Annotated in this window: 19 protein-coding genes; 11 read left to right on the top strand and 8 right to left on the bottom strand. The window is 68.1% G+C overall.

Going from position 1 to position 24932, the window contains the following annotated elements:
• The first annotated feature begins 47 nt into the window (after nucleotides 1-47).
• Nucleotides 48-2303, top strand: a complete 2256-nt coding sequence (locus tag ABZV06_RS19905) for an EAL domain-containing protein (protein ID WP_355623208.1) — start codon at nucleotides 48-50, stop codon at nucleotides 2301-2303.
• A 50-nt stretch (nucleotides 2304-2353) separates the two neighbouring features.
• The gene (locus tag ABZV06_RS19900) at nucleotides 2354-3112 is read left to right on the top strand and encodes a MerR family transcriptional regulator (RefSeq protein WP_355232754.1); all 759 of its coding nucleotides are present in this window, start codon (nucleotides 2354-2356) and stop codon (nucleotides 3110-3112) included.
• A gap of 7 nt (nucleotides 3113-3119) precedes the next feature.
• On the opposite strand, the gene ABZV06_RS19895 is transcribed toward ABZV06_RS19900, so the two are convergent.
• The 3 genes from ABZV06_RS19895 to ABZV06_RS19885 form a co-directional block, all read right to left on the bottom strand.
• Nucleotides 3120-4406: a serine hydrolase gene (locus tag ABZV06_RS19895; protein WP_355623205.1), complete on the bottom strand. Its 1287-nt coding sequence runs from the start codon at nucleotides 4404-4406 to the stop codon at nucleotides 3120-3122.
• 152 nt (nucleotides 4407-4558) lie between these two features.
• The gene (locus tag ABZV06_RS19890) at nucleotides 4559-6073 is read right to left on the bottom strand and encodes an SLC13 family permease (protein ID WP_355623274.1); all 1515 of its coding nucleotides are present in this window, start codon (nucleotides 6071-6073) and stop codon (nucleotides 4559-4561) included.
• Nucleotides 6074-6129: 56 nt separating this feature from the next.
• Nucleotides 6130-7662: a gluconokinase gene (locus ABZV06_RS19885; protein ID WP_355623202.1), complete on the bottom strand. Its 1533-nt coding sequence runs from the start codon at nucleotides 7660-7662 to the stop codon at nucleotides 6130-6132.
• A gap of 244 nt (nucleotides 7663-7906) precedes the next feature.
• On the opposite strand from ABZV06_RS19885, the gene ABZV06_RS19880 reads away from it, so the two are divergent.
• From ABZV06_RS19880 to ABZV06_RS19865, 4 genes are all read left to right on the top strand, one after another.
• Entirely contained in the window at nucleotides 7907-9055 is a 1149-nt protein-coding gene (locus ABZV06_RS19880) for a hypothetical protein (RefSeq protein WP_355623199.1), read from the top strand.
• Between the two features lie 45 nt (nucleotides 9056-9100).
• Nucleotides 9101-9634, top strand: coding sequence for a hypothetical protein (locus ABZV06_RS19875; protein ID WP_355623196.1), 534 nt, complete (start codon nucleotides 9101-9103; stop codon nucleotides 9632-9634).
• Between the two features lie 196 nt (nucleotides 9635-9830).
• Nucleotides 9831-10967 carry an epoxide hydrolase family protein gene (locus tag ABZV06_RS19870; RefSeq protein ID WP_355623194.1) on the top strand — a complete coding sequence of 379 codons (1137 nt, stop codon included), beginning with the start codon at nucleotides 9831-9833 and terminating at the stop codon, nucleotides 10965-10967.
• Between the two features lie 158 nt (nucleotides 10968-11125).
• On the top strand, nucleotides 11126-12343 hold the full coding sequence (locus ABZV06_RS19865; RefSeq protein WP_355623192.1) for a hypothetical protein: 1218 nt from the start codon (nucleotides 11126-11128) through the stop codon (nucleotides 12341-12343).
• A 35-nt stretch (nucleotides 12344-12378) separates the two neighbouring features.
• On the opposite strand, the gene ABZV06_RS19860 is transcribed toward ABZV06_RS19865, so the two are convergent.
• Nucleotides 12379-12816, bottom strand: a complete 438-nt coding sequence (locus ABZV06_RS19860) for a VOC family protein (protein WP_355623189.1) — start codon at nucleotides 12814-12816, stop codon at nucleotides 12379-12381.
• Nucleotides 12817-12924: 108 nt separating this feature from the next.
• Between ABZV06_RS19860 and ABZV06_RS19855 the strand changes: the two genes are divergently transcribed.
• Together ABZV06_RS19855 and ABZV06_RS19850 are read left to right on the top strand one after the other, a co-directional pair.
• On the top strand, nucleotides 12925-13320 hold the full coding sequence (locus ABZV06_RS19855; RefSeq protein ID WP_355623186.1) for a type II toxin-antitoxin system RelE/ParE family toxin: 396 nt from the start codon (nucleotides 12925-12927) through the stop codon (nucleotides 13318-13320).
• Nucleotides 13317-13616 carry a helix-turn-helix transcriptional regulator gene (locus ABZV06_RS19850; protein ID WP_355623183.1) on the top strand — a complete coding sequence of 100 codons (300 nt, stop codon included), beginning with the start codon at nucleotides 13317-13319 and terminating at the stop codon, nucleotides 13614-13616. The genes ABZV06_RS19855 and ABZV06_RS19850 overlap by 4 nt, the downstream gene beginning before the upstream one ends.
• 17 nt (nucleotides 13617-13633) lie before the next feature.
• On the opposite strand, the gene ABZV06_RS19845 is transcribed toward ABZV06_RS19850, so the two are convergent.
• Nucleotides 13634-16717: a DUF3427 domain-containing protein gene (locus tag ABZV06_RS19845; protein WP_355623180.1), complete on the bottom strand. Its 3084-nt coding sequence runs from the start codon at nucleotides 16715-16717 to the stop codon at nucleotides 13634-13636.
• A 480-nt stretch (nucleotides 16718-17197) separates the two neighbouring features.
• Between ABZV06_RS19845 and ABZV06_RS19840 the strand changes: the two genes are divergently transcribed.
• Both ABZV06_RS19840 and ABZV06_RS19835 read left to right on the top strand, forming a co-directional pair.
• A complete protein-coding gene (locus ABZV06_RS19840; protein WP_355623177.1) occupies nucleotides 17198-17635 on the top strand; it encodes a hypothetical protein in 438 nt (145 codons plus the stop codon).
• Between the two features lie 719 nt (nucleotides 17636-18354).
• The gene (locus ABZV06_RS19835; RefSeq protein WP_355623176.1) at nucleotides 18355-19686 is read left to right on the top strand and encodes a hypothetical protein; all 1332 of its coding nucleotides are present in this window, start codon (nucleotides 18355-18357) and stop codon (nucleotides 19684-19686) included.
• An 819-nt stretch (nucleotides 19687-20505) separates the two neighbouring features.
• On the opposite strand, the gene ABZV06_RS19830 is transcribed toward ABZV06_RS19835, so the two are convergent.
• The 3 genes from ABZV06_RS19830 to ABZV06_RS19820 form a co-directional block, all read right to left on the bottom strand.
• Complete coding sequence (locus tag ABZV06_RS19830) at nucleotides 20506-21432, bottom strand: aminoglycoside phosphotransferase family protein (RefSeq protein ID WP_355623173.1); 927 nt, start codon at nucleotides 21430-21432, stop codon at nucleotides 20506-20508.
• Nucleotides 21429-22793: an XRE family transcriptional regulator gene (locus ABZV06_RS19825; RefSeq protein ID WP_355623170.1), complete on the bottom strand. Its 1365-nt coding sequence runs from the start codon at nucleotides 22791-22793 to the stop codon at nucleotides 21429-21431. The genes ABZV06_RS19830 and ABZV06_RS19825 overlap by 4 nt, the downstream gene beginning before the upstream one ends.
• Before the next feature lie 208 nt (nucleotides 22794-23001).
• Nucleotides 23002-23520: a flavoprotein gene (locus ABZV06_RS19820; protein ID WP_355623167.1), complete on the bottom strand. Its 519-nt coding sequence runs from the start codon at nucleotides 23518-23520 to the stop codon at nucleotides 23002-23004.
• Between the two features lie 215 nt (nucleotides 23521-23735).
• Between ABZV06_RS19820 and ABZV06_RS19815 the strand changes: the two genes are divergently transcribed.
• Nucleotides 23736-24875 carry an FAD-binding oxidoreductase gene (locus tag ABZV06_RS19815; protein WP_355623164.1) on the top strand — a complete coding sequence of 380 codons (1140 nt, stop codon included), beginning with the start codon at nucleotides 23736-23738 and terminating at the stop codon, nucleotides 24873-24875.
• Nucleotides 24876-24932: the final 57 nt, after the last annotated feature.

The raw sequence follows: 24932 nt of genomic DNA, 5'->3' as shown, positions 1-24932 counted from the left end.
GACCGGTCCGACCGATTGTGCACACACGACCAGGAGCCGGAGCGACCGTGTCGCGACAGGACGTGAAGCAGGCTGTGGGGCAGCTCAAGCCCGCCGGCCCGATCGTCGCGGTTGCGGTCCTGGCCGTCGAGGCGGGCTGGCTGGCCGCCGCGCTCCCCGGCGCCGCGTTGGTCAGCGACGTGGGCGCGCTGCTGGTGGCCGGCTGGGCGACAGTCGCCTGCGTGACCGTCGCCCGTCGACATCCGGCCCCACTGCGTAGGTTCTGGACCCTGCTCGCCGTCACCATGGCGCTCGCCGCGTCGGGTCGGGCGATCTGGACGGTGCAGCGGCTCGCCGGTGGCGACCTGCCGCACAACGCGCTGGTCGGGGTGGTCTTCACCGCCGGCATCCTCACCGGCACCGCCGCGCTGCTCAGCTCACCCTCCGGGCCGCGGACAGCGGTCGGGCGTGCGCGGACGCTGCTGGACGGCGTGATCGTCGCGCTGGCCCTGGTGCCGGTCGCGTGGGTGCTGGTGTTCCGCGGGGTCGCGTCCGCCGAGCTGGCCGACCCGGCGCGCACGCTGGGGCTCCTCTTTCCGATGTTCGAACTGATGCAGCTCACCATCCTGGTGGCGGTGGCCGGCCCGGCACGACCGCTGTGGCGGCCGATGCGCCTGCTCGCGGCGAGCCTCACCCTCCGGGTGGTCGCCGACGTCGTGTACGTCTCGCTGGTCGCCCGGGGTGACTACGTCGCCGGCCACCCCATCGACCTGTGCTGGCCGCTGAGCTATCTCCTGATCGGCCTGGCCACCGGAAGCCCTCCACCGCCGGACTGCGACGGCATCGACGAGGCCGCCGAGTCTCCGCTGCCGCCGTGGTGGCGGGTGGCGCTGCCGTACCTGCCGGTCGGTGGGGCGATCATCGCGGTGCTGCTGGCCCGCCGGCCCACCGGGCAGACCCCGCCGCTGGTCTTCGTGACCATGATGGTGCTGCTCGCTGCCCTCGCGGTGCGTCAGGGGTTGGCCGCCAACGAGAATCTGCGCCTGGTGGCGCGACTGCGCCGGCTCGCGTACGGCGACCAGCTCACCGGCCTGCCGAACCGGCTGCTGTTCAACCGACTGCTGCGTCTGGCTCTGCGCGACGGCCGGCCGGTGGCCGTCCTGCTGCTCGACCTCGACGGGTTCAAGCAGGTCAACGACCGGTTCGGGCATGCCACCGGTGACACCCTGCTGACCGGGCTGGCGGCTCGGATGCGGGCTGCCGTGGACGGTGACGGCACGATCGCCCGGCTCGGCGGCGACGAGTTCGCGGTGCTTGTCGAGGGGGACCGTCCGGTATCCCCGGAGCGCCTCGCCGAACGGTTGCTGGACGCTCTGCGCCCCTCCGAGGGAGAGGAGGGCGTGGGCGTGCACCCGTCGGCGAGCATCGGCATCGCCGAGTACGGGCCGCAGCACGCCACCCACAGCGACCTCCTGCGCGACGCCGACATCGCCATGTACGCGGCGAAGGCCGCCGGTAAGTCCGCGTACCGCACGTGCACCCCGGCGTTGCGCGAGTCGGCCGTGTCCCGGGCCGAGCTGATCGCCGACCTGCGCCGGGCCGTCGACGAGGAGCAACTGCGCCTGGAGTTCCAGCCGATCGTCGACCTGGCCACCGGCGCGGTGCGCAGCGCCGAGGCACTGGTGCGCTGGCGGCACCCCCGCCTGGGGATGTTGCCGCCGGCGAGGTTCCTGCCGCTGGCCGAGGAGACCGGCTTGATCCTCCCGATCGACCGCTGGGTGATCCACGAGGCGTGCCGGGCGGCGGCGACGTGGCGGGAACGCGCGCCGGAGGCGACTGTCGCGGTGAACATCGCGGCGGCGCACCTGCGCCGACCGGACCTGATCGCCACTGTCACGGCGGCGACCGCCAGCGCCGGACTGGCGCCACGGGCGTTGACGCTGGAGCTGACCGAGTCGGCGTTGATCGAGGGGACCGACTCGGTGTTGGAACGGCTGCACCAGCTGCGGGAGCTGGGCATCCAGATCGCCATCGACGACTTCGGCACCGGCTACTCGTCGCTGAGCTACCTGCACCGCATCCCGGCCACCGAGCTGAAGATCGACCGCTCGTTCGTGGCGCGGCTGGGGTCGGACGATCGGGCGTACGCCACGGTGGAGATGGTCACCCGGCTCGCCGGCGCGTTCGACCTGGCGGTGATCGCCGAGGGGGTGGAGACCGAGCGCCAGCACGACGCGGTCACCGCCATCGGCTGTCCGCGCGGCCAGGGCTATCTGTACGGGCGACCGGACAGCCCCGCCACGGTGGGCCAGAATCGGGCTTGACCCTGACGTAACGGCAGGCGGGAGCCTGGTTCCCGGAAGGGAGGGGAACCATGGCGTACACGGTGGGTCAGGTGGCGAGGATCGCCGGCGTGACGGTACGGACGCTGCACCACTACGACGAGATCGGTCTGCTCTCGCCGAGCGGCCGGACCTCGACGGGTTACCGCCGTTACGACGACGCGGACCTGCAACGGTTGCAACTCGTCCTGTACTACCGCGAGCTGGGTTTCCCGCTTGAGGAGATCACCGCGATCATCGACGACCCGGCGGCCGACCCGGCCGCCCACCTGCGCCGCCAGCACGAGCTGCTGACGGTACGGATCAAGCGGTTGCAGGAGATGGTCACGGCGGTCGAGTTCGCGATGGAGGCGAGCAAGTTGAACATCCAACTGACACCCGAGGAGCGGTTCGAGGTCTTCGGTGACTTCCGGCCGGAGGAGTACGAGGCCGAGGCGGAGCAGCGTTGGGGCGACACCGACGCGTACCGGGAGTCGAACCGGCGGGTGGCGCGGTACAGCAAGGACGACTGGCTGCGGAACAAGGCGGAGAACGAGGACTGGGGTCGGCGGATCGTGGCGCTGCTGACCTCGGGTGTGCCGGCGGACAGCCCGGAGGCGATGGACCTGGCCGAGGAGCACCGGCAGCTCATCAGCCGCTGGTTCTACGAGTGCTCGTACGAGATGCACATCGGGCTGGCCGACATGTACCTGGCCGACGAGCGGTTCACCGCGTACTTCGAGAACATCGCCCCCGGGCTGGCCGCGTACGTGAGCGAGGCGATCCACGCCAACGCGATCAGCCGGGCCTGACGGCGGTTCACTCCTCGACCGCTCCGCCGGATGGGGTGACCAGGAAGTCGTAGACGGTCCTGGCCATCCGGCGGACGGTCTCGTCCCCGGTCTCCATCGGCCCGGCGGTGAGGAACGCGACGGCGGTCTCCGTGCCCGGGATCAGGTAGTAGCCGACGTCGTGGGAGGCGTCCGGCAGGTCACCGGTCTTGTGGGCCACCGGTACGCCGGGTGGCAGCGCCGCCGGGATCTTGGTGTTGAGGGTCTGTTCGCGCATGAAGCCGATCATCAGGTCGCGGGAGGCCGGGGTGAGGATCTCGCCGTCCCAGACCGCGCCGAGCAGTGACACCACGTCGTCCGGGCTGGTGTAGTTCTCCTCGCCGCGTTGCGCCGCCGCGCTGTCGAGCATCCGCCGGGCCAGGATCGTCGAGCGCTGGTTCATCGAGTCGATCAGCGCGTTGACCGGCGCGAACCCACCCAGGTAGGTGATCAGTACGTTGGCGGCGACGTTGTCGCTGTACTTGATCAGGTACTGGGCGAGTCGGTGCAGCGTGACAACCTGCGGAAACGTCTCGAACTGGAGCTGGCCGGTGCCACCCACCACGTCGGCCGGGGTGACCAGCACGCCGTCGTCGAGGGCTACCTGTCCACAGTCGACGCGGCGCAGGAGTTCGACCAGGATCCACAGTTTGATGACGCTCGCGGCCTTGGGGCGCAACGCGCCGTTGACCGAGACCTGCTGGTCGCCGTACCGGCCGGACAGGTCCCGCACGGTCGCCCCGGCGGCGTTGAGGCTGGCGTCGGCGACGACCCGGGCGAGTTGCCCGCTGAGCGGGAACAGTCGGGCACCCTCGGCCGGGTCGGTGGGTGGCTGCGGGCTGGTGACCACGACGCCGGGCAGCTCCACCGGCTGGGCCTGCGGCCCGGACACCACGAGCGTGCCCGTGCTGCGCCCGACCAGCGGCACCCGGTAGCGGAAGCTCCGGCCGTCGACGGTGACCTCGCCGCTGGCCACCCCGGCGGCGACGCGCATGCCCGGGTCGGCGACCCGGCCGGTATCGCCGTCGCAGGCCCGGTAGCGCACGGTGTGCCCGAGCGAGTCCACCGCGAACGCGCCGCCGGGGAACGACAGCCAGGACACCTCGCTGGTCGGCGCCCGCTCCGGCGCGGGCTCCACGCCCGGCTCGTCGCTGCGCCCGCCCCCGTCGCTTGGTCCGGGACCGTCGGCGGTGGCCGGGCCGGTCGTCATGGCGACGACCAGCGCGACCGCCGCCGCGAGCAGGGAAGATGAGCGCTTCTTGTCGCTTTTCCTCACGTTTGCACGATAAGAAGCGGGGGAGGCGGATGGGGTTGCCGGGACGTCAGTCACCCGTCCGGGAGGGCTCGTCCCCGAAAGGGTGATGCCTCAGCGGCATCAAGATGACGCAGAGGCATCATGCGCAACACCGAACAGCCGGGTCCGCTCCGTCACACCACCAGGTCGAGCAGGAGTACGCCGGCGAAGCCGATCACCGAGATGAGCGTCTCCATAACCGACCAGCTCTTGATGGTCTGCCCGACGGTCAGGCCGAAGTACTCCTTGACCAGCCAGAAACCGGCGTCGTTGACGTGTGAGAAGAACAGCGACCCACAGCCGATGGCGAGCGCCAGCAGGGCCACCCCGGGCCGGTCCAGGGTCGCCGCGAGCGGTGCCACGATGCCCGCCGCCGTGATGGTGGCGACCGTCGCCGAGCCGGTGGCCACCCGGATGCCGACCGCTACCAGCCAGCCCAGCAGCAGCGGGGAGAGGTTGGCGTCCTTGGCGGCGTCGGCGACCAGGTTGCCCACACCGGCGTCCACCAGCACCTGCTTGAATCCACCGCCGGCCGCCACGATCAGCAGGATGCCGGCGATCGGAGGCAGCGAACCTCCGAGCACCGACGAGACCTGGGACCTGCTGAAACCGGCCTGGTAGCCGAGGGTGAACATCGCCAGGATCACCCCGGCGAGCAGCGCCACGATCGGCGTACCGATGATGTCGAGCGTCTTTCGGCCCGCCGTGCCCTCGTCCAGCGTCAGCTCACCGATCGCGCGGAGCAGCATCAGCACCACCGGCAGCAGCACGGTGATCACCGCTGGCCAGAACGCCGGGGTACGACGGGCGGTCTCCGTGCCGCTGTCGTCCACCGGCTCGCCCGGTCGACCGCCGCCCGGATTGACGAGATCGTCGTCGGTGAGCAGGTCACCGTCCACATCGGGGCGGGCGGCCTGGCCGCCGTCGGCGTCGCGGCGGGTGGGCAGCAGCGCGGCGGGTGCGGTCGCCGGCACGTACCGGGCGATGAGGTTGCCGAAGACCGGCCCCGAGATGATGACCGTGGGGATCGCGACGAGCAGGCCCAGCCCGAGAGTCAGGCCCAGGTCCGCGTCGAGCGACGAGATCGCCACCAGTGGGCCGGGGTGCGGTGGCACGAGGCCGTGCAGCACCGACAGGCCGGCCAGCGCCGGGATGCCGAGTTTCATCAGCGGTACGTCGGTCCGCATCGAGACGAGCAGCACGATCGGCACCAGCAGCACCACGCCGACCTCGAAGAAGAGCGGCAACCCGATGAGTGCCGCCACCCCGGCCATCGCCCAGGGCAGCGCGCGACCGGACACCCGGCCGACGACCCGGTTGACGATGCCGTCCGCGCCGCCGGACTCGGCGAGCAGCCCTCCGATCATGGCCCCCAGCGCGATCAGCAGCCCGACACCGCCGACAGTGGTGCCGACGCCACCGGTGAACGAGGCGATCATCTTGTCGGGCGCGACGCTGGCGACCACGCCGAGCACCGCCGCGCCGAGGATCAGCGACAGGAACGGGTGGACCTTTGCCCAGGCGATCAGCAGCACCACGGCGACGATGCCGAGCAACGCGGCGAGGACGAGTTGGCCGTCGCCAGCCGTGGTGACCGGCTCGGCCGGCGCGGCAAGGACGGTCAGCGGTTCGACGAGGGGTGGGTGCACGGCGATCACGACCTTCTCCGGTGGGGGTCGGCCCGGGGGTGGGCCGGCCGAAGGGCCTACATCGGTTCGGCGGGCAGGCCGGGCGCCAGTCGACGCATCGACGTGAAGGTGGGCACCAGCGCGTCGTACAGCTCGGCGAAGAGGGGCAGCAGCGCCGCGTACGTGGCGGCGGCTGCCGGGTCGGGGCGGATGACCTCGTCGATGAGGACCAGATCGGCCGCCACGTCGATGCTGGGGATCAGGCCCAACGCCTGCATGCCGAGCAGCGCGGCGCCGAAGCTCGACCCCTCGCGGCCGGCCGGGAAGCTCACCGGCATGCCGAGCACGTCGGCGAGCATCTGTCGCCACAGGCCGCTGCGGGCGAAACCGCCACCGGCCCGGATCTCGCGGACCTCGTTGCCGGCGGCACGTACGGAGGTGAGCACCAGCGCGAGCTGTTGGCAGACCCCCTCCATCGCGGCCCGGACGAGGTGTTCGCGGCGGTGCCCGTGGGTCAACCCGACGTACGCGCCGCGGGGCAGCGCACTCCAGTGTGGAGCGCGTTCGCTGTGCAGGTACGGCAGCATGATGAGCCCGCCCGAGCCGGCCGGAGCGCGGGCCGCCAGGGCGACCAGCTCCTCCTCGGACTGCTCGCCCAGGTCGGGCGCGAGCGCCGAGCCGGCCCACTTGAGGACGATGCCGCCGTTGTTGATCGCGCCGCCGACCGCCCAGCGATCCTCGGTCAGCGCGTAGCAGAACACCCCGCCCAGCGGGTCCACGCTGGGGCGTTCGACCATGACCCGCAGGGCGCCGCTGGTGCCGATCGAGCAGGCCATGATGCCGGGGTGCACGGCGCCCAGACCCAGGTTGGCCAGCGGTCCGTCACCCGCGCCGACCACCACCGGGGTGCGCTGAGGTAGGCCGAGGGAGGTGGCGGCCTGCGGGGTGAGGCCGGGCAGGACGGCGGTGGTGGCGACCAGTTGGGGCAACTGCTCCTCGGTGATGCCGGCGACGGTCAGCGCCTCGGTGTCCCATTCGAGGGTGTGGATGTCCATCAGGCCGGTGGCCGAGGCGATCGAGTGGTCGACGACCAGCGCGTCGCAGAGTCGCAGCAGCACCCATTCCTTGATGCCGACCCAGTGCGCGACGCGTTCGAAGATCCTGGGCTCCTGCTCGGCGTACCAGAGCAGCTTGGGCAGCGGCGACATCGGGTGCACGGGCGTACCCGTGCGCCGGTGCAGGGCCAGCCCGGACGGCACGGCCCGCAACCGTTCGGCCTGGCGGGTGGCCCGGGAGTCGGCCCAGGTCACCGACGGCGTGAGCGGGTTGCCGGCCGCGTCGAGCCCGATCAGGCTGTGCATGGCGGAGCAGAAGGCCAGGCCGGCGACCGGCACGGTCAGCTCGGCCACCACGATCCGGATCGACTCGACGACGGCGGCGAGGATCACCTCCGGGTCCTGCTCGGCGTACCCGGGGTGCGGGTCGTCGAGGGGGTACGTGGCCCAGTGGCTGGCGAGCAGCCGCCCGTCGGTGTCGTACGCCATGGTCTTGGTGCTCGTGGTGCCGATGTCGACCCCGACGACCACACCGGGCAGGGTGTCCGGCGGCATGACCCTCACCCCCTTCGTGCGGGCGGTGCGGCGGCGTCGCCACCCGGCTGCGGCTGACGTTACCGAGACAGCGACCACCCCGCACGACACGAGCGAAGGTGAATCGACGCGGCAGTATCGCCCTATCGTCCGGGTTGCTCCACCGTTCGGATAGTTCGCCCGTCCTGGCGTGTCCCGGCGGACCATCACGACTGTTAATCCGAGTGCACCCCGGATTGGTGGCCTGCGCGGCGAAGGAGTCGGCGTGGCAAAGACTGAATCGACGGGTTCCACCTGGCGGTACCGCTGGGCGCAGCGGCAGAACGTGCGGCGGGTCAGCACGTACCGCGGCGCTGAGACGGCCTGGCGGCGACGCGACGACGAGTTACGGCGGCTGCGTGCCCTGGCCGCCGACTTCCACGGTTCCGCGGCGGCCGGCGCGGGCCTTCCACTCGAACTCCTCGACGACGAGGTGGTGCTGTGGGCGCTGCCCGCCGCGCAGCTCGTCGAGGTGCGGCACACGACCGTGCTGCCCGCCCCCGATTTGACGGTCGCCGTGCCGGCCGCGCCCCTGCGTCCGCGTCGGCCGGACGGCGTACGCGTCACCGACGCCGGCGTGGCCGTCATCACCAGCCGTCGGTTGGTGCTGCTCGGCGGGCGCGGCCGGCGCGACTGGGCGTACGGCCGGATGACCGGTCTGGCCCACGACCCGGCAGCCCCGGTGAGCCTCGTCCAGGTGCTGGACCGGCGGCGTACCTCCGGGCTGTTGCTGCCCACCGACGCGGCGGCGGACTTCCGGTTCAAGCTGACGCTCGCCTTCGCCGACTCGATCGAGCAGCGCGCCGCGGTGCTCGCCCAGCTCGACGAGCTGATCGCGGAACACGAGCAGCTCAAGCCGTTCCGGCCGGCGGCGGCCACGCCGGCGCAGGCCCGGCTCTCCTCGCTCGTGCCCGGTGGTCGTCGGTCCATCGCGGTGGCGGCGGCCGTCGCGCTGCTGGTACCGGCGGCGCTTGTCGACTCGAACCCGTCGAACCCGACACGTGGCGCGGAGGTCGCCGTGGCGGCCACGCCGGCACCGACCAGCAATGCGTTCCCCGCGCTGCTGCGGCCGGCGATACCGCCGCCCGCGCCCAGCACCACGCCCAAGCGGAAACCGTCGCCACGCCCGTCGCCCAGCGCGACGTCCGGGCCGCGCTGCGGGGCGCCGGAGAACCCCCTGGGGTACGACTTCTGTGGCGGGACGCGGATCCGCAAGCCGGCCGCCGAGGTGTGCGACTGGTTCGACTGCGTGCCGCAGTTCTGGGCGGGACGGGGTTACCTGGTGCAGTGCCGGGACGGCTCGGTCAGCCTCGCGGGTGGGCGAGTGGACGCGTGCGCCGAGCACCGGGGCGTCCGGCGGACCGTCACGAAGTAGCGCGTTTTGACCCGAACGCTCGTTCAGGTCAGTCAGAATGATTGAGTGGAGATCCGTTCCGACGACGGTGCCCGGGTGCGGATCCGCCCGGTCGGCTACCAGCCCGGCATCGACCCGCCCGACGACCTCGACGCGGCCGCACCCGGCTGGCACGACTGGTTGCTCATCGAGGTGGACGCCCGCACCGCCGACGGTCAGACCTGGTCACACCACTATCCGAGCCTCATGGTCGAGGAGGCCCGCGCACTCGGTGGCTGGCTGCACGGGCAGGCCACCGCAGCCCTCGGGCTGAGCGCGCCGCCGGCGATGGTCCGGTTCACCGAACCCAACCTGGCGGTGCGCAGCCGGGTGCTGCGCCGCCGCCGGCTGGAGTTGATCGTGGAGTTCTCCGCCGAGTCCCTGCCACCGTGGATGCGCCGCCCATCCACGGCGATCTACCCGCTGATCCTCACCGTCTCCGCGGACGCCCTGGCCACCGCCGCCGAGCACTGGGCCGAACACTGCGAGGCGTACCCACCGCGTACCCGGTCGCGGTTCCCGACCCAAGGGCCACAGCCGTACCGACGGCGGGCGGGCTGACCGCCGGGCCGTGCCAGCTTCCTTGTCCCAACGCCGGACCTCCGACGGCGGCGCGGGCCTGTGTAGGGTGATCGTCGTCAGCCATGAGAGGAGGTGAGCCCGGTGACTACCCATCGTCATTCCTGGGCGCTCCTTTCGGCCGTCCCCCTCAGCTGACCTCTCGCGTCGGGGAGCGCCCTCCTTCACCGGAGGACAAATGTCTGTCTCCTCGTTCCGCATCGACGTTCCCGCTGCGGTTCTCGACGACCTGCGGGCTCGACTGGCCCGTACCCGCTTCACCGACCGCAGCGGCACCCGACCGTGGCAGGGCGGCGTCGATCCCGACTACCTGCGGGACCTGGTGTCCTACTGGCACGACGGGTTCGACTGGTCAGCTCGCCAAGCCGAGCTCAACGCGTACCCCCAGCACCTGGCCGTCGTCGGCGGCCGCAAGCTGCACTTCCTGCATGTCCGGGCCGCGCGCCCGGCCGGCGCGCCCGCGCCGTTGCCGTTGATCCTCAGCCACGGCTGGCCCAGCAGCTTCGTCGAGATGCTGCCGCTGGTCGACCGTCTGACCGACCCTGACCGGCCCGGCGGCGCGTTCGACGTGGTGGTGCCCTCACTGCCCGGCTTCGGCTTCTCGGAGACACCGGACGAGCCGGTCACCCGGGCGCTGCTGGCCCGGACGCTGCACGAGCTGATGACCGACGTGCTCGGCTACGAACGCTACGGCGCCTTCGGCGGCGACGTCGGGGGAGTGGTCACCGGTTGGCTCGGCGCCCTCTACCCGGAGCAGGTGGCCGGCATCCACATGATCCATCCACCGTTCCCGGCCAGCTTCGACGCGCATCCGCTGTCGCCGGCCGAGCAGGCGTTCCTGGACGCCGAGGCCGCGTACGACGAGACCGACGGCGGCTACAGCGCCATCATGGGCACCCGCCCGGACACCCTGGCGGCGGCGCTCGCCGACTCACCCGCCGGGCTGGCCGCGTGGCTCGTCGACAAGTACCGGGACTGGAGCGACAACCACGGTGACCTGGCGAACAGCATCGACCGGGACACCCTACTCACCATCATCACGTTGTACTGGGTGACGGGCACGATCGGCTCGTCGTTCCGGCAGTACGCCGACTTCGACCACAACACGCCACGACCCGACATCACTGTGCCCGCCGCGTTCACGGTGAGCACCGAACCCTCGCAGGCGAACTTTCCCCGTTCGATCGCCGAGCGGGCCTGCACCGACATCCGGCACTGGAGCGAACCGGGCCGGGGCGGGCACTTCATGCCGCTGGAGGAGCCCGATCTGCTGGCCGGTGAACTGACGCAGTTCTTCACCTCGCTGCGGCCGTAGTGCTGTCTCGGCGGCTGCTCCGGTTTCCTGCTGGAGCAGCCGCCGGCAGCGGGCTACGCGCTGCGTCCCGTCAATACTCTCCTTTCGGGCGCAACGGGATACATCGATCACGGTCGCGTTGCCTGTCACGTACGTGAGCGGTTGTAACGCGTGTGACCGTGACCTCTGTGGCCCACGTCCCCTGGCGGACCGCCTGGGCCGAGCGCGAGAACGAGCGCCGGCAGCGCGCGTACCGGCACGCCACCGACGCCTGGCAGCGCCGCGACGACCACCTGGTCCGGCTCCGCATCGAAGCCGCCAGCTTCCTCGGGTGTACGCAGCCCCGCACCGGCCTACCGGTGGAGCTCGACGACGACGAACTCGTCTTCCGCGTCCTTCCCGTCGCCACGCTTGTCGAGGCCGAGGCGCGACACGTCCCCGGGCTACCCACACCGGGCTTGTGTTCCTTCGCTGAGCCGTCTTGCGAGGCGCTGCCGCCGGGCCTGCGGGCCGTCGACACCGGCATGGCCGTGGTGACCAGTCGACGGGTGGCCTTCGGCGGTCGGGAGCATCGGCGTGAGTGGCGGTACGACGACCTGATCGGCCCCGCCCACCACCCCGACGTGCCGGTCACCCTGCTGCCCGACCGCGGCCGACTGGACGGGCTACTGGTCCCGTCCGGTGCCGTGGTGAACTTCCGCTTCTATCTCACCCTCGCAGCGTCCGTGGATGATCGCGCCGCCGTCATCGCGCGGATCGACGCGCTGCTGAACGCCCACCGGGCCACCCCGCCCGCGCCTCCTCTGTCGGTGGGGCCCGACGACGCGCCGCTGACGGCGGTACGCCCCGACCGACGGGCGGTCAGTGCTGCCGCCGTCGCCGCAGTGGTGTTCGTGACGCTCGGACCGGGCGCTCTGGGCCCTGGAGCGTCAGGTCCCGTCGGCCCAGTGCCCTCGGCGGAGATCGTCGCGATGGACCTGCCGAGGGCTGGGGCGGTCCTCGTTCCGATCGGTCCCGTCGGGCCGATGCCGGCCAGGACGCGGGTGGGCTCGGCCGTCAGTGCCGTATGGACCACCCCGCCCGCCTCGACTGTCCGGCCGTCGGCCCCGACCGATGCTTCTACAGTGGTGCCCCCTGTCGTAGCGGTGGCCCTGCCACCGGTCGCCGCGCCGCCCGTCGTCCCGACCCGTTCGGCGAGTCCGGTACCGACGCCGATCCCCAGCACGGACCCGCCCGCGTCAGCCCTGCCGACGCCGCCCGTCGCGTCGGCCTCACCGACGCCGACCCCGACTCTGACGGCTACGCCCTCACCGAATCCGGAGGTGCTGGCTATCTGTCTGGACCCTCTTCAGCTGCCGGTGCTGGACCCGCTGCTCTGCCCGTCCCCGGCACCGTGATCGGCGTCATCGCTGACTCTCGTGCCGCTGTCTGCTCAGTCCATGGTGCTGAAGTCGGGGACGGTGAGGGAGCCGTCCTCGGCGAGGGTGAAGCCGGGGTTCCAGGCGATTTCCCACAGGTGACCGTCCGGGTCGGCGAAGTAGCCGGCGTAGCCACCGTAGAAGGTCTCCTGGGCTGGCTTGGTCACCGTCGCGCCAGCCGTGGTCGCGGTGGCGATCACCTCGTCGACCTCGGCCCGGGAGCGGACGTTCTGGGCGAGGGTCACCCCGCCGAAGCCGTCGGTGCCCGGGTCGTCGATGCCCGCGTCGGCGGCCAGCTTGTCGCGGCCCCAGAGGACGAGGGCCAGGCCGCCGGCCTGGATGAAGACCGTCCCCTCGACCTCCTGGCCTCGCCAGCCGAGCTGCTCGTAGAACGCCTTCGCGCGGGCAATGTCCGCGACTCCGAGAGTGATGAGGGTGATCCGCTGTTCCATGGTCTTCAACCTAACGCGCAGTTCCGCCGCGGGTTCGGCAGGCGGCCCCGACGATGTGGCCGCCCGAGCGGCCAGGGCTGCACCGAAATCATCGCCGACACGCGTTGAATGGAGTTCGGTGAGATCGACCCAACCCATAGCATCGATGCTATGGGTTGGGGTAGCGTGGAGCTGGAACCAGAGGTCCGAGACTGGCTGGAGGAATTATCAACTGCCGACTTCGCCCGAGCGGCGTTCTACATCGATCTTCTGGCTGGCCGAGGCGTCTTGCTCGGCGAGCCGCACAGCAGACAGCTTGACGGCAAACTGCGTGAGCTGCGGTTTTATCTGGAGCGCGACGCAGTCCGCGTGACCTACTGGATAGCCTCCGACCGGAGGATCATCCTGCTGACGGTGTTCCGCAAGACGCGGATGCGGGAGGAGCGGGAAGTCGAGCGGGCTCGCCGCGCATTCGAGCGATGTGTGGCGGAGCGGCACATCGTGAACGAGGGGGCAGAGCGATGAGTGATCGCCTTGACTGGAACGACCTGCGTGAGCGCCGGATGGCGGAGCCGGGAGCGGCCGAGACGTACGAGGCCACCCGGATCGCCTTCGAGCTTGGCCAGGAGGTGCGCAACCTGCGCGAAGGGCACGGCTGGAGTCAGAGCCAGTTGGCGCGGGCCGCCGGCATGACCCAGTCCGCGGTGGCACGCTTCGAGGCGGGCGGGACCGTGCCGACCCTGCCGGTCCTGGAGAGGTTAGCCCGGGCTCTGGACCGACGGCTGGACGTCAGGTTCGCCTCAAACGCGGACGCAGCTTGACCAACCGCCGTTGAGGGCTAAGCGGCGATTGTTCGCGCGGTCGCGTAGACGTCGGCGGGTAGGGCGTGCTGGAGCTGCCACAGGACGCGCATGGGTCGGTCACCACTGTGGGACTTGTACGTCATGGTGCCGGCGTAGAGGTACGGCGGCGCGCCCAGGTCGCGGTCGGCGATACGGGTCTCCCGAACGAAGAGGTGCACTGTCGAGCCGCCCGACGTGTAGCGCTGCCCGGTCGCCGACGCCGCCGAGGTGGTGCTCTGCGACTCCCACTGGAACACCGTGTCGGTGATGGCCCGGTCGGCGTACATGGTGGTGGGGGAGTAGTGCGCTTCCGACTTGACCAGGGTGACGAAGAACAGGTCGGCCTGGGCGTCCGGCAGCCACTTCACCCCTTCGCGCAGCGACCCAGGGTTGGTCATGCCGAAGGCGGCGCACGCCTCGTTGCGGCTGTACCGGGCGTGCACCCGCAACGGCACCGCCCCCGCATCGAGCGCGGGCGTGACCCGGTGGATGCGGTCCCGCAGCACCTCGGCGACCTGCCGCAACTCGGCGCAACGGGGCGGCTCCTTCCACAGCCGTGCCAGCCGTTCGTCGCGCGTCGTCAACGGGGCGTTCGGCCCCCAGAGGCTGAAGTGCAGCATGTCCAGCAGCCGGCTGCTGCCCGCGTACACCTGCTGACCTGGCGCGGGCGGTCCGGCCGCGACCGTCGTCAGCAGCTCTAGCCGGTCGACGTCGTCGGTGTGCAGCATGCGACCGATGGCCCGGCCCAGCTCGCGGTCGTCGGGGCCGGGCGCGGCCGTTTCGACGCCGGCGAGCCGCCGCAGGCCGGTCCAGCCGCCGATGCTGGCCGATCGGTACACGTCCTCGATTTCCAGGCCGGTCTCGCGCAGGAACGTCGCCAGGGTGACGTCGCCGAGGTGCCGCAGCTCAGAGACCAGGCCGGCCTTCGAGGTGGGCAGTGCGCTCTTCAGGTTGGCGAGGACGATCTCCTTTGCCACCCGGTCCAGCTCGACGTGGCAGCCGCTGGGCAGGCTCGGGAAATCGTCGCGCACGGCCTCGGTGATCGCCCGCCGGCTCACCCCGGTCAGGGCGCGCCAGCGCAGGTCGAAGCGGAAGTTGGCGTTCTGCCCGCCGATGAAGTCGAGCACCGTGAGGCAGGGCTTGTCGTCGTCCAGTCGCAGGCCACGGCCGAGTTGTTGCAGGAAGATCGTGGCGCTCTCGGTGGGTCGCAGCATCAGGATCGTGTCGACCATCGGCAGGTCGACGCCCTCGTTGAACAGGTCCACGGTGAAGAGCACCCGCAGCTTGCCAGCCTTGAAGTCCCGCAACAGCCCGGCCCGGTCGGTGCCGGCCCGCGACGTCACTGCCGCAGACGGCACGCCGTGGTCGTTGAACCACCTGGCCATGAACTCGGCGTGCCCGATGCTCACGCAGAACCCGAGCGCCCGCATCCGCCCGACGTCCACCTTGTCGCTGACGGCGCGCAACACCGAACGCGCCCGCGCGTGGTTGCCGGTGTAGACGACGTCCAGGTCGGCCGGGTCGTAGCCTTGGCCGCGTTTCCACGCGAGGTGCGACAGGTCCACGTCGTCGTGCAGCCCGAAGTACTGGAACGGCGACAACAACTGCCGCTCCAACGCGTCCCACAGGTGCAGCTCAACGGCCGCCCGCCCGTCGAACCACCGGCGCACATCGCCGCCGTCAGCCCGGTCGGGGGTCGCGGTCAGTCCAAGGAGTACGCGGGGACGCAGCCGCTCCAACAGGCGCGTGTACGTGGGCGCCTCGGCGTGGTGGAACTCGTCCACGATCACCATGTCGTACGCCTCGGGGTCGACCTCGCGGCGGTGCAGCGACTGGATGGAGGCGAAGACGTGCTTCCAACCGTTGGGCTTCTCGCCCGCGACAAGTGTTTCGCCGAAACTGCCGTCCCCCATGACCTGCCGGAACGTGGAAAGGCTCTGCCGCAGGATCTGCTCCTGATGAGCGACGAAGAGCAGCGAGTCTGCTCGTTTCGCCCAGTGCAGCCGGCGGTAATCCAGTGCCGCGACGACGGTCTTGCCGGTGCCCGTCGCCATCACCACGAGGTTGCGCCAGCGTCCGTGTACCAACCGCTCGGCGTCCAGGTCGGCAAGGATCTCCGCCTGGTACGGGTACGGGCGCACGTCCAGGTTCGAGATCTCGGTGGGTGTCTGGTCGCGACGCTCCCCGGTGAGTGCGTGCCGCAGCCGCTCGGCGTCCCTGCTCGGGTCGTACGCCTCGAACGCCGGATCGTTCCAGTAGTCCTCGAACGTCGCGGTGAACGTGTCGATGACGTGCGGCTGCTCGATGTTCGAGATGCGGACGTTCCACTCGACGCCGTCCACCAGGGCGGTCTTCGACAGGTTCGACGAGCCGACGTACGCGGTGGTGGTGCCGTTGGTGCGGCGGAAGAGCCACGCCTTGGCGTGCAGGCGAGTGGTCCGCGTCTCGTACGACACCTTGACCTCGGCGCCCAACTCCTTGAGCCGGTCCAGTGCTCGCTGATCGGTCGCGCCGAGGTAGGTGGTGGTGATGACACGGACCTTGCCACCTCGGTCGATCAGGTCGCGGATGGCGTGCTCGACGATGCGCAGGCCGTACCACTTGATGAACGCGCAGAGCAGGTCGACGCTCTCAGCCGACGCCATCTCGTGGTTGACCTCGTGGCCGATACGGGGCTGGTGGCGGCCGTTGACCAGCAGCGCTCCGGTGGAGAGGGGAGTGGTGGGGCGTTGCGGGAAGGCTGGTAGCGCCGGTGGTGTGGGCGGGGCGGCGATGGCATGGAGCAGGTGCTTGGCGTCGGTGACCTGGTCTTGTTCTGTTGCTGCCCTGGGGCTCAGGGTGGTGATGGCGTCAGCGATCCGGTTCGCCATTGCGATCTGGTGGTGGAGTTTGTCGTCGCCGTTCGGGACGGACTGGAGGGCTCGGGCGGCCAGGGTGGCGATGTGCCGGGCGAGGGCGGTGTGCGCGTCAGCCGGGTCGAGGTTGTGGTGCTGGACCAGGGCGGGGTCGACGTGCTGAAGGCGATCAGCCAGCTCGCGGGTAATCAGGTGCTCGTACACACCCCGCTCAAGATCCGTCATTCGGCGACGGTATCCGGGAGGCTTGCTTTGGTACTGCTGGCTGTCAGGTCCTTGACAGTCGCGCCCGGCGCGACCCGAGATACCCCTCCTCGCCTCATCGAACTCGGATTGGCCCTATGCCTACTGGCCTGGCAAAACGCACTTCGACGCCAAGAGTTGAATCACGGGTAGATGGGCCTGGTAGATCTTGCAAGATCGACCGGAACTCAGCTGTCGAAGGCAGGTCCGCGACGGGGGTCCCGCTGGTGGGATCCGAGCCGGTATTGTTCTCGAAACACCATCTGAAGAGACGGGAGGTTGAGACTTGGCGCCTTTAAGGCTGACGCCCGTAGAGCAACCGCCACCCCGACATCCTTCAAATCATTGACCGCGCCCTCCCTTGTTGGTGCACGTCTGGAAGCGAAAATTACCGGTCAATCGTTCATGGGCTAGCAGCCTTCGATGCAACCTGCCGCCGTGGCAATTTTCAGGAGGGTGAGAATGGACGTAACTCCGGAGGTCTCTGCTCTTGCGGTGCAGGTGGGTGGAGCTCTCGTGACGGCGATGTTCGCGAGCGGCTGGGGTAAGGCGAAAGCGATGTTCGCTCGCGCAACGGGTGTGGAAAATGTGAATGATCAGAATCGAATTTCGGATCGGCTCGATCAGGATAGACAGCGGCTCGCATCAGCAGAAGCGGTCAACCTTCCATCGCTCAAGACTTTCGTCGCGGACAAATGGTCCGAGTTTGTGGTCGAATCGGTAATCCGCAACCCCGAACGCGCAGACGAAATACGCGATCTCTTGAGTGAGATGTTACAAGAATTCCAAACTGAGTCAAGCTCGGAGCCAGTAGTCCAAGTGGCGCGGGCTGACGGTTTCGGTAACAGCATTAATCAAGTTGGAAAAAATCAATATAATTTCGGGTCGGGTCGCGGCTAGTGAACCTATTTGAGCCTGCTCAGCCGCAAGTTGATGGTCCGTACATGCTTCAACACGCCGAGAGTGCAGGGGTTGGTGATATCTATCAGTCCTTAGGTGATCAGACCATATATCACAGAGATATGCTGCGAGGCGGCGGCGTTCTCGCTAGTGAGATTAAGGTGGTTCGAGACTCGCGTTTTGCTGAGCCGTTGGGCTTTGACCGGGCGAGACAACTGCTCTCCGCCGTCCCTGTGCTTGTGCTTGTAGGGCCAGAGAGAACAGGTAAGCGAACGACCGCCCTGAGGCTACTCTACGAGTGGACGCAGGCATGGCGAGCGCCCGAAGTTAAGATGCCTGTCCTGACAGAGCTCTTTGTTGACTGGGAGAAGCCATCGGTAGGGGAACTGCCGGCGCAGCCCCGCACGGCATATCTCCTGGATCTGGGTAGTGAAGTTCATCCGCTGCCGCAACCGTATGGCAGGGAGCTTGCATCCTACGGACAGCGGCTAAAGCTCATAGACTCGTGTCTGGTTATGACTGTGACACCTAAAGCATGGGAGGAATGTGCCGGACTAGGCTTGCCTTTCGCGACGCTCGATGTCATGCCTAAAGTGGCAGACGTTCTTGACCGACGCCTTAGGTCCTTGACCTCCGAGGGTTACCGCCTCGCGTGGCTCGATCACCAGCCACTGCAAGCAGCTATAACGACGGTTACCGAGCCCGAAGCTGCTGTTCGCTTGGCCGAGAAGATGGCAAGCGCCTCAGTTAACAATCTAGGGGATATTGACAATTACCTCGAAGAGTTTATGCGATGGCCGGATTACATAAAAAACGAATTCCGGCGATCGAGGCCAGTTTCGCATCGCGCACTGCTCCTGACGCTTGCGGTTCTGGGTAAGCAGTCGCCGGGGTTCATAACGAGTGCTCAGCAAGAGTTGCTTACGGCGTTGGGCGTGCAGTCAAAGCCCGAGGTTTCGATAGGACAACCAGACATTGAGGGCCGCCTGGCAGAGCTTGAGGTCAAGCTGATTGACGGCTTCGCCTTCCTCGATCGTGCCAGACCCGGATTGAGTAGAACCATCCTTAGGCATGTCTGGATCAATTATTGGGATCTCCACGATAAACTGCTTGATTGGATGGCTGGGCTCCCGGCGAGATTCGAAAATGGCAGCGGTATCGCGCCCCAGGTCGCGGTAGCGGTGGTTGCTCTCGCGATCGACGTTAAGGACCCCTCTATCATCGAGTCAGTGGCGAAAAATGCCGATCTGGATTCTCGTCAACGCGAACTTGCAACAGAAGTGCTGACGCTGGCCGTGCGGGATGCTGAGGTGGGCCAGTTCACGAGAGAACTTCTTCTTAAGTGGTCTAGAAGTAAATCAGTCGGCAACCAGAAGTCGGTGCTGCAAGTTTGCAATAGCTCCTTCGGTGTGGATTACCCGGGTTATGCGCTTACTCGCCTTCGCTGGTTGCTGCTTGGAGATGATACATCCGTAACCGAAGGAGCGGAAAAATCACTCCGAAGGTTGGCCGCGGAGATTCGGCCCGACGATCTCGTAATGCAGACGGCAGTAAGTTGGATAAAGCAATCTGGAGCGGTGCGGCGGGCGGGAAAAATGGCCTTCGTGGCTTTGGTTACCCCTGAGTCTCGGTACGCGCCCCATCTTGACGGCCTTGTTCGTAAAGCTGTCTCGCTGAACGCAGGCCATAATGCGTTGAAGGTTGGCTGGCGAGCCATATTGCGAGATTCTTCCCATCGCCATAAAGCCACTATTGTTATTCAGCAATGGACGGCAGCGATTGCAGCCGGGGAGCTGGAGGAGGAATCTGCATATGCCTTTCTCTTTGATGTCCTCTGCGAAGTGGCCATTGAGGATCTTTCAATATTGGAAGCGTTGATTGATCCCGTAAACCCTGGTTCGGATTCCTTCGGTGCGCTCCAATTCCGACAGCTCAGAAGGCAAGTCTTAAGAGCTGTCTTCGGCCGGCGAAAGTTGGAACCTGTTCCATTTCAGGCAGCAGTTGGTGCTGCTGCGCATCCGTCAGCTTCTGAGGATCGTGAAGCTCTGTGATCTCTTGGCCTAACTGTAGTCTTCGCCGGCGAGGGCGGAGATTGCGTTTCTCTGATCTTCTGCTAACAAGCTTGCCGGGAGTTCACGTTCGTGTGACATTGAAGCTTTCTTGGCGGTGGCAGCAGGCCGGGACGCGAGACAAGCGACATGGCGAGTTGCTTGTAAGGAGCCTTGTCAGAGGGAAATGCCAAGATTTGGCCTCTACACTCCCTCCGGATCGTTCAGAATCGGCTATTGGTGACGACTTAACTTTGGCATGCGGTGAACTTCAGACTAGTGACGATTATCCAGTCATCGTGTCTCGGGTGAGGGTCCGCGCTAAGTTGCGAAGACGTCAAGCTAGCATGGTCAAAGAATTCTCTGAACTCCGTAGACGCCAACATCTTGAAGCGCTAGCAACTCGCACTAGAGTGGAAGTGGCAGCATCGTTGCTTGCTGAGCCGGCTAATGCGCTAGCCTGGTTCGTTAGCCAAGAATCGGATCACGTGATGAACGAGCAAGGACTCGAGTTCATCCGTGCGCTAAGTGATAGTGTCGCTAGCGCAAGACCGGTTCTAGCTGGATCAGGCTCTAGTGAGCTCGCATCTGGTGTGATCCAGTTTGTGTCAAGGCTGCGTCCGGAACAGCAGCAGAGCCTTATTAGGGCGCTTCCGGAACTTGTCGAAATGTTCAGTCTCGGCAATTCTGAAGGTTCCTGACACCGAATTTGCCCGCCGAGAAGCGCGTGAGCGTATGCTTATTCTAGCTATAGAATTCAGCCTTTGCAGGGGCAGGAACCTGTTTCGTGCCGTTGTAGGAATAGGTGAGTCGGACTCGCGGTCAGATCGCCGTGGTGCCTCTTTGTTTTGAGGCAATATCGGCAAAGGGTGTCCAGTGGGCTGTTTCGTTATTACGGCGGATGGATTCCAGGCGGTTGGCAAACTCGGCCGCAACGCCCGGCGACATAGCGAGGATCGGCGCGGCGGCTGCGATCATCTTCAACTCGCGGGCTTCTCGCAGGACGCTCCAGGACGGGTCCAAGGTGACATTGAAGCCGTAGGTTGTTACCAACGAACGGTGTCCTCCTGCTCCCCTGAACCTCGCCTCGCCGACCGCGACCGCTGCTAAATCGACCTGCCATGGGCCTACGCATGTGGCATCGAAATCACACAACAGCGTCCGGCCCGACGACGTTCGGAGAAGGTTCCCTACATGCGCGTCTCCATGAATAAGCGTCTGCAAACCATGCTCGTTCAGGGCCGCAACTTCCGGCTCTAGGCGGTCACACCAGTCGGCCAGGAAGTCCCTGTCTGACTTGCTGAGTCCGTCGGCGTCAGCCAGCCGCCGCCGTGCGTCACCAACAGGGTCCCACTCTTGCAGTGGAAAGCTGGGCACACCGAGGGCATGAAATTTGCGAAGCACGGTACCGAGGTCTTCGGCCGTCAACTCGGGTGGATGCGGCGTGACGTATTGCCACACCGAAGCGACCAGGTCGCCGACTTCGATTGGCTGCTCTGCCTCGCGCGCGAGGCGGACGGTCGGCGCGTCGATGTCGGCGAACCAGCGCGCGAGGTGTACCACCTTCGCCACCCTGTCCCTTAGCTGATGGGTCCGTGCGATCCGGATGACGATCCCGGATCGGGGCAATGCGAATACGGCGTTGTTGGTCAGTTGCAGCAGTTGGGCATCATCGGCAGAGACGCGAAGGGTGGCGGCGATGTCTCGCATGGCCGCCGTCATTGCCTCCTCGGAGAGCCGCCCGCTCATGCGGCCTTCGCAGCTTGAGCGGTGAGCATCCGCTCGAACGATGCCACCTCCGGAAGCTCCCGGTGTCGAACGAGATCGCGACGCAGGTTCACCACCCGATCGATTACCCGTTGTGAACTCATCGCCTGTGCTTGCTTCAGCACCCGCGCCCCGACAGCGAGCGCCTGTTCGGGCTCATCCGCCAAGAACAGCGCGCTGCACAGTCCGACCTCATTGAGCACGGCGCTTCGCACGTTCCCAGCGCCAAAGGCCGCGATGGAATCCCTGCCCCACCGCACCGCCTCCGACGAGTGCCTGCGGTCTATCCGTGCCATGTCCCGGTACACCCGCCCGTACTGAGCAAACAGCTCGCCGCGGTCGTAGAAGGCCATCCAGGCCGGCTCGCGCTCCTTGTCGATGCGCTCGAACTGGTCGCTCGCCTTGCCGAGGGCGCTCAAGGCGGTCTGATGGTCCCCGAGCGCCGCGATGGAGGCTGCCTTCGCGCCCCAGAGCAGGGCTTTGGCCGCTGGTGTGGCATGAGATCCGAGCTGTGCGTAGGTGAGTTGCAGTGTCGCGAGGGCATCCCGGTTGTGCCGTAGGTGTTGAAGCTGCTTGGCCTGCGCGTACCGAATCATCGCGACCAGAGGGGCGTTATCGGCAGTCAATGCGGCGCGCTCACCGGCGACGAAATGCCGCTGCGCGTCGCCGTGCTGCCCAGCGTCGAGCGCGGTCCAACCGGCCAGTTGCCGGGCTGACGCCACCGCTGCGATGAAGGATGGTGTGACTTCGGCCGGGTGCGACCAATCAAGCATTCGGTATACCGATTCGGCGAACCGGGCCACCTCTCGATACAGCAGGCCACCCCCAGTTTCGCGGTCCACCGACCGATATAGCTCCAGCACGGCGTTCAGCCGAGCGATATCCGCCGTGCCGATTCGCCGGGGCTGGACAAGCTCGCTGCCGCCGAGCAGACCCGCACCCGCAGCGACAGCGGCGATACCGGCCAACAGGGCCCGTCGACCCTCGTCCGGCCCAGCACCCGGTGCGTCGGTTGAGACGCTGGCGCTCAGGGCTCTCGTGGCCGCTTGCTGAGGCCGTCCAGGGAGGGCGAACCAGAGACAAGAAGCCGGAATCCCGAGGAGCTGTGCCCAATGCGCCAGCCTGTCCAGATGCACCAGTGGCGACCCGTTCTCCACCCGACTCAACTGCGCCTGCGTGATCCCCAGCCACCCCGCCACCACGGACTGCGGCAACGCGACCCGCCCGTGGTACGGATGGCAGCGGTACGCCCGGATCACCCGCCCCAGATGCCGCTCGGCCAGCGCGAGTCGTACCGGCTCGTGGTCCCAGAAGTTCGCCGGCACCACCGGCGGCGCGCTCAACCGGTCTCGCTCGGCGGCCTGGCACGGCGTACACCGCCCGCTGTCGTTGTCCCGGGCCAGCCGTCCGCCGCACCGAGGGCAGTTCGCGTGTGTCACCGGCGGCTCCGTCCGTCTCGCCTCATCGAGCGTATCCATTGAACACGCTGCGTGGAGCACTGGTATACGCGCGACGCATATCGCCAATGGACCGCCAACAGGCGGCAACGGTTCAGGACGGGCGCGCCGCCCGTACCGCGTCGACGACCACGCCCCAACGCCCCGGCCCGTTCACCGAGTTCAGCGGCTTTCCGTCCGCCACCACCACGCCGGCAGCGCGTAGAACCGCCAGGTGCCCCGCATAGGCGGGATGCGCGGCCAACTCCTCCTTGGTGTGCGGGAACGCGATAATCGGCAGCCCCGCCCCCAGTGACTCGTTGAGGACGCCGAGCGCCAGCGTGTCGTTGATGCCCAACGCCCACTTCGTCACCGTGTTGAACGTGACCGGGGCGGCCACCACCACATCGGCGGGCGGGTGGGGCTCGGGGTCGCCGGGCATCCGCCACTCCACGCGTACCAGATAGCCGGTTCTTTCTTGCAACGCCGCCCGGTCGAGCCATGGCGCGGCGGTCGGGCTGACGATCATGCAGACCCGCCAGCCGTCGGCGATCAGGAGGTCGACCAGCTCGTCGATATTTTCCGCCGGACCCGCGGCGCAGACGACCAGATACAGCACCGGGCGTTCCGTCATGCCCGCAGTCTGCCCGATTCGACAGTCTCGGCGTGGAGCCCATACCGATCACGTATGCCGTCAACGATCACCGCGACATGCCGTTCTGCCTGGTCAGCCGCGACAGTCGACGCATGGCCCGGGGCGGGTGCTCGGCCCCGGAGTTGCGCCGGCCCTCATCGGCACAGCTCCTCCCGCCCCGGTGCCAGCCCACGATTCGACGACTTGGAGCCGGTATGCCCACCGTGATCGACGACGACCACCCGGTCCACGCGAGTCTGGCCGCCGCCTGGGAGTCGGTCGACGTGCGGGCCGCCGGCGATTTCTGGTGCACAGTCGAAGACCGCCGAGCCGGGCTGCTCCCACGCCGCGACGCGCCGCTGTTCTTCACCGCGCTGGGCCGCCTCCTGGTCGGCGGCGACGCGCCGGCGAATCGGGCGGCGCTGCTCCGGGTGCTCGGCCACGCGTACCGTCACTTCGACCTGCTCCCGCACGCCACCACCATCGGCGACGCGCTGCTCGCGACAGTCGCCCGCCACGCCCGGCCAGTGTGGACGCCGCAGCTCACCGTCGTCGCCGAGCGCGCCCTGCGCCACGCCAAGCACGCCATCCGCCGGGCCGCCGCGCACACCGGCGACGGCCGAGCCTGGTGGCACGTCGAGGTGATCGGCCACGATCGGCCGTCGCCCGACATTGCCATCCTGACGGTACGTCCCTGGCAGCGACTGCCGTTGCAGCCAGGTCAGGCCGTGCCGGTCTGTACGCCGCGCCTGCCCGGGCACTGGCGCTGGCTGTCGCCGGCCAACGCCCCACGCCCGGACGGCACCGTCGAGCTGCACGTCCGCGCCGTACCCGCCGGCACCGTCTCCCACCGCCTGGTTCATCAGGTACGCCCCGGTGAGCTGCTCTGGCTCGGCCCACCCGTCGACACCGGGCTGAGCCTCGACCCGACGGGCACCAACGATCTGCTGCTCGTGGCCGGTGGCACCGGGCTGGCGCCGCTGCGCGCCCTGGTCGAGCAGGTCGCCGCCGCACCGGACGGTCGGCGGGTGACGCTTGTCGTCGGCGCGCGCACGTTCACTCACCTGTACGACGCGGTCGCCCTCGACAAGCTGCAGTGCGCCCACGACTGGCTGACAATCGTGCCGGCCTTGTCGGCTGACCCCTGCGCCGAGCCAGCCGAGCAGGGCGACGCCCTGACCATCGCTCTCGACCATCACCAGCCGGGCCAGGACATCTACGTCTGCGGCCCACCCGCGATGCTGACCGCCGCGCGGTCACGGCTGTGCGCCCTCGGCATCCCCGCCGCGCGCATCCACCTGCCCAGGGGCCTTCGCCTGGCCGCCAGAGCCAGGGCGCGGGACAGTCGGGAGTAGGTCCCCGTGAAGCGATATACCTGTGAGTCATAACTATGACTCACAGGTATACCGCTC

The organism is Micromonospora sp. NPDC005172, from assembly GCF_040608555.1.
Lineage (GTDB): Bacteria > Actinomycetota > Actinomycetes > Mycobacteriales > Micromonosporaceae > Micromonospora.
Note: the sequence above shows the minus strand (reverse complement) of the source record. Positions and strands in the feature narration are given on the sequence as shown.